The 13,831-nt window shown below is 60.2% G+C and carries 14 protein-coding genes and 2 pseudogenes; 11 read left to right on the top strand and 5 right to left on the bottom strand.

Translation table 11 applies throughout. From position 1 onward, the window contains the following. Positions 1 to 4: 4 nt before the first annotated feature. The 5 genes from V5B59_RS19060 to V5B59_RS19040 are packed head-to-tail and all read left to right on the top strand — an operon-like array spanning position 5 to position 1,973. Positions 5 to 307: a hypothetical protein gene (locus tag V5B59_RS19060; protein ID WP_332352230.1), complete on the top strand. Its 303-nt coding sequence runs from the start codon at positions 5 to 7 to the stop codon at positions 305 to 307. Beyond that, positions 294 to 605, top strand: coding sequence for a hypothetical protein (locus tag V5B59_RS19055; protein ID WP_169069705.1), 312 nt, complete (start codon positions 294 to 296; stop codon positions 603 to 605). Before V5B59_RS19060 ends, V5B59_RS19055 begins: the two co-directional genes overlap by 14 nt. A gap of 7 nt (positions 606 to 612) precedes the next feature. After that, positions 613 to 1,230, top strand: a complete 618-nt coding sequence (locus V5B59_RS19050) for an OmpA family protein (RefSeq protein ID WP_169069706.1) — start codon at positions 613 to 615, stop codon at positions 1,228 to 1,230. Between the two features lie 55 nt (positions 1,231 to 1,285). Next, entirely contained in the window at positions 1,286 to 1,585 is a 300-nt protein-coding gene (locus tag V5B59_RS19045) for a hypothetical protein (RefSeq protein ID WP_034918740.1), read from the top strand. 46 nt (positions 1,586 to 1,631) lie between these two features. Beyond that, complete coding sequence (locus tag V5B59_RS19040; RefSeq protein WP_034918743.1) at positions 1,632 to 1,973, top strand: hypothetical protein; 342 nt, start codon at positions 1,632 to 1,634, stop codon at positions 1,971 to 1,973. Between the two features lie 110 nt (positions 1,974 to 2,083). On the opposite strand, the gene V5B59_RS19035 is transcribed toward V5B59_RS19040, so the two are convergent. Continuing rightward, positions 2,084 to 4,036 (bottom strand): hypothetical protein, encoded by a 1,953-nt coding sequence (locus tag V5B59_RS19035; RefSeq protein WP_169069708.1) that lies wholly within the window; start codon positions 4,034 to 4,036, stop codon positions 2,084 to 2,086. Between the two features lie 206 nt (positions 4,037 to 4,242). Between V5B59_RS19035 and V5B59_RS19030 the strand changes: the two genes are divergently transcribed. From V5B59_RS19030 to V5B59_RS19015, 4 genes are all read left to right on the top strand, one after another. Next, positions 4,243 to 4,905, top strand: coding sequence for a response regulator (locus tag V5B59_RS19030; RefSeq protein ID WP_034918748.1), 663 nt, complete (start codon positions 4,243 to 4,245; stop codon positions 4,903 to 4,905). A 23-nt stretch (positions 4,906 to 4,928) separates the two neighbouring features. Beyond that, positions 4,929 to 6,218: an ATP-binding protein gene (locus V5B59_RS19025; RefSeq protein WP_248594726.1), complete on the top strand. Its 1,290-nt coding sequence runs from the start codon at positions 4,929 to 4,931 to the stop codon at positions 6,216 to 6,218. Between the two features lie 98 nt (positions 6,219 to 6,316). Further along, positions 6,317 to 7,756: a DegQ family serine endoprotease gene (locus tag V5B59_RS19020; protein ID WP_169069709.1), complete on the top strand. Its 1,440-nt coding sequence runs from the start codon at positions 6,317 to 6,319 to the stop codon at positions 7,754 to 7,756. Positions 7,757 to 7,822: 66 nt separating this feature from the next. Further along, positions 7,823 to 8,329, top strand: a complete 507-nt coding sequence (locus V5B59_RS19015) for a tetratricopeptide repeat protein (protein ID WP_034918034.1) — start codon at positions 7,823 to 7,825, stop codon at positions 8,327 to 8,329. A gap of 265 nt (positions 8,330 to 8,594) precedes the next feature. Here the strand turns inward: V5B59_RS19015 and V5B59_RS19010 are convergent, their stop codons facing one another. The 4 genes and pseudogenes from V5B59_RS19010 to V5B59_RS18995 all read right to left on the bottom strand — a co-directional run bounded on the left by V5B59_RS19010 (position 8,595) and on the right by V5B59_RS18995 (position 11,664). Beyond that, positions 8,595 to 9,083, bottom strand: a complete 489-nt coding sequence (locus tag V5B59_RS19010) for a phosphate-starvation-inducible PsiE family protein (protein WP_034918028.1) — start codon at positions 9,081 to 9,083, stop codon at positions 8,595 to 8,597. Positions 9,084 to 9,214: 131 nt separating this feature from the next. After that, positions 9,215 to 10,168: a TerC family protein gene (locus V5B59_RS19005; protein WP_034918052.1), complete on the bottom strand. Its 954-nt coding sequence runs from the start codon at positions 10,166 to 10,168 to the stop codon at positions 9,215 to 9,217. A gap of 168 nt (positions 10,169 to 10,336) precedes the next feature. Beyond that, a pseudogene (gene htpX, locus V5B59_RS19000) lies at positions 10,337 to 11,227 on the bottom strand (protease HtpX). Positions 11,228 to 11,262: 35 nt separating this feature from the next. Next, positions 11,263 to 11,664: an HPF/RaiA family ribosome-associated protein gene (locus V5B59_RS18995; protein WP_332352229.1), complete on the bottom strand. Its 402-nt coding sequence runs from the start codon at positions 11,662 to 11,664 to the stop codon at positions 11,263 to 11,265. A 108-nt stretch (positions 11,665 to 11,772) separates the two neighbouring features. Between V5B59_RS18995 and nhaR the strand changes: the two are divergent. Both nhaR and V5B59_RS18985 read left to right on the top strand, forming a co-directional pair. Continuing rightward, a pseudogene (gene nhaR / locus V5B59_RS18990) lies at positions 11,773 to 12,765 on the top strand (transcriptional activator NhaR). A 125-nt stretch (positions 12,766 to 12,890) separates the two neighbouring features. Then, on the top strand, positions 12,891 to 13,757 hold the full coding sequence (locus V5B59_RS18985; protein ID WP_169069712.1) for a Tim44 domain-containing protein: 867 nt from the start codon (positions 12,891 to 12,893) through the stop codon (positions 13,755 to 13,757). Positions 13,758 to 13,831 lie beyond the last annotated feature (74 nt).

The following is a 13,831-nucleotide window of genomic DNA, read 5'->3' as shown; positions in this document are numbered from 1 at the left end:
TGACATGAAAAGACTTGGCTTGATTATAATTGTTTTGGCGACCTTTGCCGGTTCAACTCTCGCACAAAACAGTCAGCGCACGAAGGTTCAGGGCAACACGGAAATCAATGCGACCACAAAAAACATGACTGCGGTTGCCGCTGGAGACAACAACGTCGCAAAAAATCGTGTCGGCGTCGTTCAAGGTGACCCAAAGGGCAACACCAGAGTTAACGTCGCTGCGGGCAACGTCACTACAGTGGCCATTGGGCGAAACAAAAAGGCATGTACAAATATTGGAGGAGTAGTCAGTAATGAATGCAAATAAGCAATTGACGAGTCTTGCGATCACCTTGGCGATGGCTTCGACTACGCTAAGCGCTTACGCCGTTGAGGGCCTGGATGCTCATGGAAACCAGAAAGTCAACAGTGCGATGGCCAAACGCTGGTCCGAACAAGCCAAGGGCCAGAAAACCCCGACCGACGAGAAGCAGGTCGTCAATGTCGGAAGCAAGAAACAAGGCACCTGTAATGTCAATGTCGGAACGACACAACCCAACACTCGTGGTGGACGCAAGAACGACGTTGTCGTAACAACAAAAGAAGTCATCAACGTTTGCAAGTGAGATCGCAATGAATAACATTTCCAGGGTTTTGATGGGTTTGATGTTGATCGCCGGCGTAGGCGCAGCCCAGGCCGCATCGGATGAAGACAAGCTTAAGGAACTCGAGCGCGCGATGAACATGCCGTCCGACACCGGCATGCCACAGCAGAAACGTACCCGCGCAATCGTTTTTGACAATCAACAGCAATCCGGCTCTCAGGCAGCCGAACCCTCTGCCCAAGTTGCGCCATCCTCTACTACTGCAGCAGGCTCTCGTGATTGCGGCTCGCTACCGCCTGACGTACGCACGGTGGGGGTAGATTTCCCCATCCAGTTCAATGCCGGCAGTGCAACGGTTTCTTCTGCCTCTGAAGGCACCTTGAACCAGATCGCTAAAGTCCTGGCATTGTCGCCGGATCGCTGCATCATCGTCGAAGGGCACACCGACGTGATCGGTAATTATGAAAAAAACATGGCGCTGTCTCGCGACCGCGCCAATGCGGTGGTGATTTTCATCTCCACCCGACACGGAATCGATCGGAAGCGCTTTGTGCCGGTAGGCAAGGGCTCGACCGAGACGATGCCGAACCTCGACGCGCGCGATCCGAAGAATCGTCGCGTCGTATTCAAGGTAGTAACTGGTTGATCCTTTCGCAGTACTTTTTAACTGAACCAAGGAGACTCACATGCGTTTAATTTCTATGATGATTGCTGCTGCCGTTGTTGCTTCCCCGGCTTTCGCTCAACAAACCCAGCGTTCCAGCAACCCGCAGGGCGTGCAGATCCAGGGCAATACCGACATCAAGGCGAAAAACGAGAACGTGACAGCTGTCGCTGTCGGCGAAGGCAATGAAGCCAAGAATACGACCGGCGCCATCAAGGGTGGCACCCAGATTCAGGGCAACACCAAAATCCAGGCTTCGCAGAAGAACGCGACCGCCGTTGCGGTGGGCAAGAACAACACCGCTGCCAACGAAGCCGGCGTCATCGGCGGCAAGTAATACGTCGTCCCCATAGTTCATCATTCCCATACCGGAGGAAACAACAATGCGCGCTCAATTCGCTATCATCGCCCTGGCTTCTGCTGTCATTTCTACCGCTGCTTTCGGTCAAGCCTCGCAAAGTGGCCCGAAGGGCAGCATGTCCTCACCGAATGCCCAAGGTGTTCAGATTCAGGGCAATACCGACATCAAGGCTAAAAACGAGAACGTGACGGCTGTTGCTGTTGGCGAAGGCAACACCGCCAAGAACACGACCGGTGCCATCAAGGGTGGTACCCAGATCCAGGGCAACACCAAAATCCAGGCCTCGCAAAAGAACGCGACCGCTGTTGCGGTGGGCAAGAACAACACCGCGGCCAATGAAGCTGGTGTTATCGGCGGAAAGTAAGCAACTGGAACCTGGCCATTGCGGCTACCCAGTTAGAAATGATGGCTGGACGGGACATTCCCGCCCAGCCTTTTTTATTTCTTGTTGGCGGAGGTCGGCTTGGGCTCTTCTTACGGCCTTGATCCCATCTCAGGCTTGGGCAAAAAAGTCATTTTCCCCTGGTCGGTTCTTTCGTTATTGCTGAAGATTCCTTCCCAGGAATCGCCATCGGGGAAGGTAATTTTTCCCGGCCCTTCCTTGACGCCATTTTTCCAGGAACCTTCGTAGCGGGAACCGGCTTTTGTCGTGTAACTGCCTTGGCCGTGGAATTCGCCGTTCAGTATTTCACCTTCGTAAACATCCCCGTTATCAAAGATGGTTTTCCCTTTACCGTTCTGTTTGTTGTCCTCCCAATTGCCTTCATAACGGAAACTTCCAGGCGCAATGAAGACACCATAGCCTTGCTTGACACCGTTTTCAAGCTGGCCTTCAAAGCGTTGCCCATTCTGCCACTCGATTACCCCCTTGCCACTGGGTTGGCCACTGGGTTGGGCAAAGCGAAAGTCGCCGATGTAGGTGGTGTCTCCAACCTGCACACGCTTCCCCAAGTCGGCCCTGGCCGGTACGGCGGCTACGGAAGGCACCAAAGAGCCACTGGAGTCAGGTGCAGGCGGGACAATGCCGCCTGCCGAAATCGTACTGGCAGGCAGAAACCCAGCGGCGACGTCCTTGGCACGGTTGGGTTGTCCGACATAGACTGCGTTCCCGGTAAAGCGGATCGGCACGATGGTAAAGCGACCGGAGACGTCTGCTTCCGTGCGGTAGTGGCCGCCTTGGGTCTGAAATTCGATGATTTGCCGACCCTGCGGAAGAATGGCACGGGCTATGGAAATACGTTCCGGCAGGGTTCGCCAGTTGCGGTCGTCGGCCTGCTCGGTGCTCACCGATACGACATTGGCAATCATCCCGGCGATCCAGTGCGCCTTGTTGGCCTGTTCCTGGACGACTGACTTGAGCCCCGCCCGGATGACCGTACGCAGGATGATTCCCGGCATTTGATCCTTGAGCAGACGCCGCGCCATGGTGTCGATATTGGTCAGTGTCTCAACCGGATATCGACCTCCGGCAACCGCTAGCGAGGAAGGCACTGATACCTGTTCTGAAGCCTTGAGCACCGGGAAGGAGAGGGGGGTGATGAGCATTCCTCCTTTTCGCATGATAGGGATCGAAATAGTCAACGAGTCGATGCGCGGCGCGAATCCGGTCTCCAAAACGAAAAGCACATCGGTCTCGCCCGGGCCAGGTACGCGTTTGCCAAGATCATTGAGAGCACTCTGGATCATGACTTTGCCCGGAGCCAGTTGCAGCGCGTTGCGATAACCCGGTTCGGCAAGCGAAGGTTCATCGGTGACTTCAAAAAAATAACCAGCCAGATAGTGCGCAAAGGCATTCTGGAAACCGTTCTTCAACTCGCGGACTTCCGGCGTATCGAGTTCCTGCATTGGATAGCCTTCAAGACTGCTGACCTGACCCGAATCTTGTTTGTTCGACTCGGCCTGGAGAGCGTCGTACTCCTTTTCACGGAAAGCCTCGATCAGCTTTTCACGCTCATAGGTTTTCTTCATCTCGATGCGGGCATGGTCGAAATTGCCGAGCATGATGTGGTTCAGTGTCAAGCGCGTCGAGAGCAACACCTTTTCATAGTCTTGCCCATCGTAACGGCGGGTCTTGTCGTTGATCAGAAAACTGCCAATGTCGCCAAACATCTTCGTTGGATTGGTACGAAATTCGTTTTCCCACGCCTGAATGATCTCATCGCCCTTCATCCAGGTTTCGCGGCTGCTGGTGAAGTTGCTGCCGAGGCTGAGCAACTCCCCTTTCTCGAAAAAGTAGAGAATGTCCTTGTCGTCCCCCTCATTGGCTCCTTCAATCTTTGCAACAGCCTGCTTGAGTGCGCCGGTCTTCACCAGGGTGACGGTTTCGTTCAGCTCGTCGGCATATTGGCGCAACATGCCCGCGGCGCAGATCGAAGGCATTGCGGTCATCAGCAATAGCAGTGAACAAGTGTAGACAATCGGTTTCATGGTCATCTCCCTGAAAGGGCTTGTTTTTATAGCGCTGATCGACATTTTTCGTGACGGTGGAAGGGGAGCAGAATCGTGGCCGGACTTCCGCGGCAGGTTCTTGAAATCAGCCAGGCGCCGGCGCAGTATAACAACTGTGATCACCACATCGGAGCCTGCCATGTACATGTACGTCCGCAAATCCACTCAGATCAGGCATTGATCCGATGCGCGTACTGCTCGTCGAAGACGATCCGATGATCGGCAAAAGCGTTCAGCAGGGTCTGCGACAGAACGGCTACACGGTTGACTGGGTGCGCGACGGCCAGGACGCCGAACTGGCTCTGGCGACCACTCCCTACGAGATGCTGCTGCTCGATCTTGGCCTGCCTGGCAGGTCCGGTCTGGCCATTCTCACGACACTACGGCGTGCCGCCAATCGCATCCCGGTGGTAGTAATCACCGCCCGCGATGCAGTTGCCGATCGCATCACCGGACTCGACAGCGGTGCCGACGACTATCTCGTCAAGCCATTCGATCTCGACGAGCTGTGCGCACGCCTGCGCGCCGTGCTGCGCCGACACGCCGGCCGCGCCGACCCGGTGATTCGCATCGGCGAGCTGTGCATGAATCCGGCAACCCATGAGCTTACGCAGAATGGCCAGCCGGTATTGCTCTCGGTGCGTGAGTTTGCGCTGCTGCAGGCTTTGCTCGAACAACCCGGCGTGCCGCTGTCGCGAGCGAAACTCGAAGAAAGACTGTATGGCTGGGGTGAGGAAATCGAGAGCAACGCCGTCGAGGTCTACATCCATTCCCTGCGACGAAAGCTCGGCGCCGAGCGGATCAGGAACATCCGCGGCGTCGGATATCTGGTGCCCCCAAGCGGATGAAATCGATCCGCCAGCAGCTGCTGATGGCACTTTTGTCCACGATCATGCTGACCACCCTGCTTGGTGCGCTCGCCACCTACCGAACGGCGCGCGATGAGGCACAGGCGATGTTCGACTATCAACTGCGCCAGCTGGCGCTCACTCTTCGCGATCATGCCTTGCAGAACGGGCCGCTGCGTGAATTTGGGATCGACGAAGACGCGCAGCATTTCTCGGTTCAGATCTGGGGTCCGGATGGGACTCGCATCTACCTCTCGCATCCCCGCCAGGAACTTCCTCACCAGGCACCGATCGGTTTTGCGACGATCGACACCGGCCATGGCCAGTGGCGAGTCTTCGGGATGCAGCAGGCCGGCCAGATGATCCAGGTGGCGCAGCCAATGCAAGTGCGAGACCAGTTGGCGCTCGCAGCCGCCTGGCGGACCGTCGCGCCGTTCCTGCTGATGCTGCCACTGCTCGGGGTGCTGATCTGGATCGTCGTCGGCCGCGGCCTGCGCCCTCTCGATGCAATAGCGCGGGCAGTCAGCACGCGCACACCGGTAGCCCTCGACCCCTTGCCCGAAAGCCGGGTGCCCAGTGAAGTCCTACCGCTGGTGCGGGCGCTCAACGAACTCCTCGATCGCCTGCGGCGCGCGCTGGTGGCGCAACGCGAATTCATCGCCGATGCCGCGCACGAACTACGCACGCCGCTTGCGGCGCTGACCCTGCAGGTCCAGCTCGCCGAACGCGCCAGCGATGCCAGGTCACGTGCCGAAGCATTCGCCGAACTCAAAGGCGGGCTGCAGCGCACCACCCATTCGGTGCAGCAACTCCTTACCCTGGCCCGCCAGGAACCGGGCGGTGGCGAGCGACCACTGGTACCGGTGCAGCTTGCCGAGCTGGCAGCACAAGTCATCGCCGAGCATCTGCCACTGGCGGATGCTCGGCGGGTCGACCTCGGTGTGACGCCAACGGCTCGCGAGGGGGTGGTCACGGGTGACCCGGAAGCACTGCGTATCCTGGTCGGCAACCTGGTGAGCAACGCCGTCTGCTATACCCCACCAGGAGGTAAAGTGGACGTCAGCAGCGGCGAAGACGAACGCGGAACATTCATCGAAGTCTGCGACTCGGGTCCAGGAATTCCCTCCGAGGAGCGAGAGCATGTCTTCGACCGCTTCTATCGCCGAGCGCAAACCGACACCGCCGGCAGTGGTCTCGGACTGGCGATCGTCAAGGCCATCGCAGATCGTCATCGGGCACACGTGCTTCTCGACGATGCCGACCTGGGTGGCTTGCGCGCGCGCGTTGAATTCCCTCGCTTGCTGCCCCTTTAAGTCCGCTTTAAGTCACTTTCTTCTATCGTTTCCGAATGGGAAGCCACGCGCGGGAAGCCACGCGCGCTTCCGGTTCTGCCACGAAAAAGGAGATCACCATGCAAGAAAACCCCCTCAAGCGCAGTCTGTTCGCCGTGACGCTGGTCGCCGCCCTCGGCGCCGGCTACGCAAAATTCGGTGGCGAAGTCATCCCTCCCGGTGAGGCGTTCGCCGCCACAGCACCGGCTCCGGCAGCCCTGCCCCGGTCGGGAATGGTACTGCCCGATTTCACCGCGATCGTCGAGCACAGCGGTCCGGCGGTGGTCAACATCAGCGTCAGTGGCTTGTCGAAGACGGCCGCAACGATCGACCCCAACGATCCGATGTTCGAGTTTTTCCGCCGCTTTGGCATGCCGCCGCCGCGTGAGCGTACACCCGCACGCGGCCAGGGCTCCGGCTTCATCGTCGGCGCCGACGGACTGATCCTGACCAACGCACATGTCGTCGCCGATGCCGATGAGGTGATCGTCAAGCTGACCGACAAACGTGAATTCAAGGCCAGGGTCGTCGGCCTCGACAAGCTGACCGACGTCGCGGTGCTGCGCATCGATGCCACGAATCTGCCGGTCCTGCGCCTTGGCGATCCGGCGCGCGCGCGGGTCGGCGAATGGGTCGTCGCCATCGGGGCACCATTCGGCTTCGAGAACAGCGTCACCGCCGGAATCGTCTCGGCAAAATCACGCTCGCTGGCCAGCGACAGCTATGTGCCGTTCATCCAGACCGACGTGGCAATCAACCCTGGGAATTCCGGCGGACCACTGCTCAATCTGGACGGTGAAGTGATCGGCATCAACTCGCAGATCTACAGCCGCAGCGGCGGTTATCAGGGTGTCTCCTTCGCGATCCCCATCGACGTCGCGATGAACATCAAGGAGCAGTTGGTGCAGCACGGAAAGGTCAGTCATGGACGCCTGGGGGTCACAATCCAGGAAGTGTCACAAGCACTTGCGGAATCGTTCGGTTTGCAGGCTACGGCCGGCGCCCTCATCAGTTCTGTCGAGAAAGGCGGCCCAGCTGCCGTCGCCGGTCTTGAAGCTGGCGACATCATCCTCAAGCTCAACGACACCACGATCGTCCGCTCGTCCGAGCTGCCGCCACTGGTCGCTGCGCTCAAGCCCGGAACCCAGGTCAAACTGCAGGTGTGGCGCAAGGGAATGCGCCGCGACATTGCCCTCGCTGTCGGCGAGATTGCCACTCCCAAGCTGGCCTCAGCCGTTGGCGGGGAAGCCGACAAATCGCGACTCGGCCTGGCGCTGCGTTCCCTGACTCCGGACGAGCGTCGGCAGGTCGAAAATCCGAACGGGCTGATCGTCGAGAGTGTCAGCGGACCCGCCGCGCGGGCCGGCATCCAGCCTGGCGACGTCATCGTTTCGCTCAACGGCCAGACGGTCCAGGATGTCGCGCAATTGCGCGCGCTGCTCGACAAGGCGGGCAAGAACGTGGCGCTGCTGATCGAACGTGACAACGCCAGGATCTTCGTGCCGGTCGAACTCGGTTGATGCCCTCGCTTCACCAGGCGGCAAGAGGCAAGCCGCTCGTTTCAAGAACACAATGGAGGACTGGCGATGATCAACGCCCTGTTTGACCTGCTTGGCACCTTCTATCAGAGTGGCGAGTTCGCGCAGGCCGAGTGGATGGCGCGCAGCATCCTGCAGGCGATCCCGGACGACCTCGTGTCCTTGCAACTGCTCGGCCTGGTCTATTACCGCACCAGGCGTCGCAGCGAGGCCATGCAGGCCTTCAATGCGGCCGAAGGCGACGTTCACCGGCCCACCGGCAGCCTGCATGCCTCGGCGCAGTGCCTGCAGGCTGCCAGCGGCCATGGCTCGACCCTGGCCGGAGCCTGGTATGAGCTTGGACTGCTGCTGTTCCGCCTGCGACGCTTCCCACAGGCGATCAGCGCCTTGCAGGCAGCGCTTTCCGCGCGCCCCGATTTTTGTCAGGCGCAGCGCGCTATTGCACGCATCGCAAGGCTAGCAGACGCCAAGAATTCGCCCACCAAAGCGCCCTGTATATATGCGCCTGGCTATTCCTCTTCGCTGAACAACTCGCAGGCGGACAGCTCAGGATGAGTGCGTCCAAGCCTTACGAGGTGCGCCAGGTGCCACGCCACCACCGCCCGCTTGATCTTGTCGCTATGGCCGAGTGGCAAGAGTGTGATTCAGAGTGATGCGCCATATAGCCCTGGACAAATGCATGTTCTTGAGCGCAGCCAGCGCGGCCTCGGCACGATGTTCCTGGAAAAATCCGAGCAGCGCGTTGACTGAGAGGATGCATCCAGGCAGGCCAGCAGGCGCAGCGGCATCAATGCTCCAGGGTTCCATTTTCTGCCATGGGTCATGGTTCTTCATCGAGATTCCTCTTGACCCGAGAAGCCTGCGCGGTTTGGGCGCCACGTACCGCGATCAGGTAGTAGCCTATTACCAGCGCGAAGATGACCGCCGCCGACCCGTACATGTATTCTGCAGTCATTTCCTTGAAATCGAACACAATCACCTTTCGAGAAATCGCCATCAAGGCGGTGCCGAGCACGATTTCCACGGCGAGCCGGTGGTCGCGGTGATCCGCCACGTACAGAATGATGTTGTGGTAAATCTCGATGGCGATCAACACGGCCATGAAAGCGCCGAAGGTGGCCAGGATGTCCTTGATCTCCAGCAGCATGAAGGGCGGTGCCATCAGGCGCTCATAAAGGACATACACGATATCGGCAACGCCCCAGATGATCACCAGCACCATGATCACCGCAACCACTCTGGAGACCTGACGGATCACCCGATTGAGAAAATCGATCGTTTTGTCGTTACTTGTATTGCTTTCCAGCATATCGCTCCCTTGAATCAACCGCCGTGGAAATACAAAAGCTTATTCCGGGGCGCCGCACCGCATGGGAAACAGTGTGCGCAGGCGATCCTGGGCCTTGCGTTCTCCGCCTGCGGGTATCGGCATCGCTTCGCTCAGGATGCATCTCCAGCACTGGTCGCACTCGGCTTTCCCTGCGTCAAGGCCAGGCTTGCCGCAACCGAAATCAGCAGGATGCCGGCGACGATTCCCAGGGACCACTGGATCGGCAGATGGAACCATGGTGCCGCGAGCATCTTGCCGCCAATAAACATCAGCACGACGGCGAGGCCATACTTGAGCAGATGAAAGCGGTCGGCCATGTCAGCGAGCAAAAAGTAGAGCGCGCGCAGGCCCATGATCGCGAAGATATTCGAGGTGAAGACGATGAACGGGTCGGTGGTGACAGCGAAGATGGCCGGGATGCTGTCCACCGCGAAGACCACGTCGCTGGCCTCGATCAGCACCAGCACCAGGAACATCGGCGTCGCCCAGAGGATACCATTCTGGCGCACGAAGAAACTCTCGCCGTGGAAAGCGCCGGTAATGCGCAGGTGGCCGCGCAGCCAGCGCAGGATCGGGTTGGCTTCGAGATCGGGTTCGTGCTCGGCGAAGATCAGCATCTTGATGCCGGTGACGACCAGAAAGGCGCCGAAGACATAGAGCAACCAGGAGAACTGCGTCACCAGCCAGACGCCGGCGAGAATCATCGTCGCGCGCATGACGATCGCACCAAGTACGCCATACAGCAGGACACGACGCTGCAATTCCGGTGGCACCGCAAAATAGCCGAAGATCATCACGAAAACGAACATGTTGTCAACCGACAGCGATTGCTCGATCAGATAACCGGCGAGAAACTCCAGGGTCTTGCGGTTGGCGATCTCGCGACCGAGTGCGCCGTCCAGATACCACCACATGAGGCCGGCGAAAGCCATGCTCAGCGCCATCCAGGCCAGCACCCAGGCCAATGCCTCCCTAACCGAGACACGATGCGCCTGGCGTCCGCCGAAGACGAACAGATCAAGCGCCAGCATGATCAGGACAAAGACAATGAAGCCGGCCCACATCGAGCCGGTGGCGAAGGTTTCGACGGCGCTCACGAGCGGATTCCGGAAACGGGTTGCTGGCTCGAGCGGGTGCCCTCGAAGGCGTTTCGTGCAGGATCAACATGTGAGTCGGCGCAGGCGACGATCAGCGCCTTGGGGCTCTGGCTGCGGACAAGCTGTTCGAAAAGTTCACGCTCCTCGGCGAAATACTTTCCAGTTCGCCGCGATGCGCTCTTCGATCGGCGGATGGCTGGAAAACAGGGCCATCCAGCCCGGCCGGCCATTGATGCCGGCGGTCGCCACATTCTGCGGCAGTTCGCCGGCTTCCATGCCGCCGAGGCGACGTAGCGCGTCCACCATCGGCCGCGGCGTGCCCAGGAGCTTCGCGGCTCCGGCATCGGCGCGGAACTCGCGACTGCGCGAGAAGTACATGACGATGATGCTGGCCAGGATGCCGAAGACGATGTCGCACACCACCACCGTGATCGTGTAGCCAATGCCCGGTCCCGACTCTCGGCCGCCCCTGCGCAGCGCCGAATCCACCAGCCAGCCGACGACGCGGGCGATGAAGATGACAAAGGTGTTCACCACCCCCTGGATCAGCGTCAGGGTCACCATGTCGCCATTGGCGATGTGCGCGACTTCGTGAGCGATCACTGCCTCCGCCTCGGCTGCGCGTCATGTTCTGCAGCAGGCCGGTAGAGACGGCGACCAGCGAACTGTTGCGACTGGCGCCAGTCGCGAAGGCATTCGGCTCGCCCTCGTAGATCGCCACCTCGGGCATCGGCAGACCCGCCTTTTCGGAGAATCGGCGCACGCGTATCGAACAGCCAGTACTCCGTGGAGTTGCCCGGCGATTCGATCACCTGCGCTCCGGTGCTCCACTTGGCGAGGGTCTTCGACATCCATAACGAGATGAAGGCCCCGCCGAAACCCATGATCAGCGCAAAGAACAGCAGCTTGCCAAGGTCAAGCCCGGCGCCGGAGAAGAACTTGTGCGCGCCGGTCAGGGTGCAGACGATGCCCAGCACCAGCATGATCGCCAGGTTGGTGCCGATGAGCAAGAGCGATCCTTTTCATGATTCGATCCCCGTGAATCAGGGCCGCACTTGCCGTCACTCGTGCTTTCTGGCTTCCCGGCGATCGCCACGCCCCTGGACTTCGGGTTCCACGCGGGCTTTCGTGGCGATGTTCGCGCTCGCCGCGCAACAGACGCGCCAGTGTCCGCCCCGAACGGTCGGCGCCCGGTCGATGGCGACATAGAGGTCGGGCTCGGTATCCTCGATCAGCACGTCGGCGGCCCCGGCAACCGTCACCTGGATGCTGCAGCGCTTGTCTTCCCCACCGCGAGGACCATTGACATCGGAGAGACGGATCGAAACCTTGCGCACGTACTGACTGGCCCGATCAAGCGCGAAATGGATGCGCCTCTCGACGTGCTCGCGCAAACCGGCGGAGAGATCGAAACCTGGGCCTGGATGATGATGTGCATGGAGGAACTCCTTGTGGGTTGGCAACGGGGAAAACTGTAGCGCACGGCAACCAATCCAACAAATCGAATATAATTGATCAACACATCGATTTTCTGGATGTATTTATAACATGGCACACTCAACTACAAACACCTGCGCTACTTCTGGGCGTCGCCAAATCCGGCGCCATCGCCCGCGCCGGCGAACAGTTGCATCTCACGCCGCAGTCGATCAGCGGCCAGTTGCGCGAGCTGGAGGAAAGCCTCGGGGTGGCCCTGTTCCGCCGCGTCGGGCGTGGCCTGGAACTCACCGACAGCGGCCGACGCATCCTCGGCTACGCCGAAGAGATCTTTGCTCTCGGCGACGAACTGCTCGACGCCGTGCGCGACCAGACGTGCAACGAAGAGCCTGCCGTTTACGGTCGGCATTGCCGACTCGGTGCCCAAATCGGTGGCCCACCGACTGGTGGAACCCGCGTTGCACCTGCCGGAACCGGTGCGTCTGATCTGTCGCGAGGGCCGCCTGACCGCCCTGCTGGCGGAACTGGCCATCCATCGGCTGGACATGGTGATCGCCGACCGCCCGATGCCCGCGAATCTCAACGTGCGCGGCTACAGTCATCTGCTCGGCGAGAGCACGCTGACGGTTTTCGGCGCCGCCGCGCTGGTCGAGACGCTGCGACCGAACGACAGCTTCCCGGCCATGCTCGACGGCGCTCCGTTTCTGATGCCGGGCGAAGACGTCGCCATTCGGCCCCGCCTCGAACACTGGTTCGAAGCGCAGCGCCTGCATCCGCGCATCATCGGTGAGTTCGACGACAGCGCGCTGCTCAAGGCCTTCGGACAGGCCGGCGACGGCCTCTTCGTCGCTCCGACGGCAATCGCCGCCTACGTTTGCGAACAGTATCGCGTCACATCCCTGGGGCGCATCGATTCGATCGCCGAACAGCTCTTCGCGATTACCACCGAGCGTCGGCTGACCCACCCGGCGATCGTCGCCATCAGCGAAGTGGCGCGCAACGAGGTGTTTGGTGAGGCGTCGAGCGCCCACACCGATGTCGTGAACGCGCTTGACGGGCCGCTGCTGCCGGTACGCAAGGCGCGGCATCCGGGGCTCTCCAGGCCGAGGAACAAGAGCGCGGTATAGCAGGATACGCCTTGCGGACGTCAATCATCAGTTTTTTACGAAGTATCGTTCCAGATAATTCTGCTTTTCTGATGATCTCCAAGTGTCTATTCTCGAGCCTGTTCGACCACTCACAGGAGACATCCATGAAAACCTTTTCACTGCTCGCCGCCGTTCTGGCACTGGGCTGTACACTTGCGTTCGGCGATGCGGAAGCCGCCAGCAAACGTTTGGGCGGCGGCCAGTCCACCGGCATGCAACGTCAGTCCACCACCCCCGACAAAGCCGCCGTCTCGCCAGCGCAGACGCCAGGCGCGATGCCCGCGGCAGCCGCGCAACCCAAGCGTTCGTGGATGGGGCCGCTGGCCGGACTCGCCGCCGGCCTGGGCCTGGCCGCGCTGGCCTCGTACTTCGGCTTCGGCGAGGAACTCGCTTCGATGCTAATGATTGGCCTGTTGGTAATGGCCGTACTGATGGTGATCGGCCTCGTCATGCGTCGCCGCGCCGCTGCTCGCGAACCTGCTGGCGGCGGCCTGCAGTACGCGGCGGCGGGTGCCGGCGGCGCGCCTACGGGCAACCATGAGCTTTCCCTGCCGGCATCCGGTAGCAACGACGCAGCCGGTGTCGCCACCGGACACATCCCGACCGACTTCGACGTCGCCGGTTTCGTGCGCAACGCCAAGCTCAGCTTCATCCGCCTGCAGGCCGCCAACGACGTCGGCAATCTCGACGACATCCGTGAATTCACCACGCCAGAGATGTTTGCCGAGATCAGCCTGCAGATTCGCGAGCGCGGCAACGCCAGGCAGGAAACCGATGTCGTCAGCGTCGAGGCAGCAGTGATCGATGTCGCCGAAGAGCCAGGCCGCTACGTTGTCAGCACGCGTTTCAGCGGCATGATCCGCGAAAACCAGGACGCCGCCGCCGAGCCCTTCGACGAAATCTGGCACTTGGTCAAGCCACGTGACGGCAAGTCCGGTTGGGTTGTCGCCGGCATTCAGCAGACTCAGTAAGCTGCTGCAAAACCGCTGACCGGAGCCATCCCTCCTGACATGACAGGCTCCGGCGGCGGCTGGCGCGATCATCG

Source organism: Candidatus Accumulibacter contiguus (assembly GCF_036625285.1).
Lineage (GTDB): Bacteria > Pseudomonadota > Gammaproteobacteria > Burkholderiales > Rhodocyclaceae > Accumulibacter > Accumulibacter contiguus.
The sequence above is the reverse complement of the archived record's forward strand: the minus strand, read 5'-3'. Positions and strand labels throughout refer to the sequence as shown.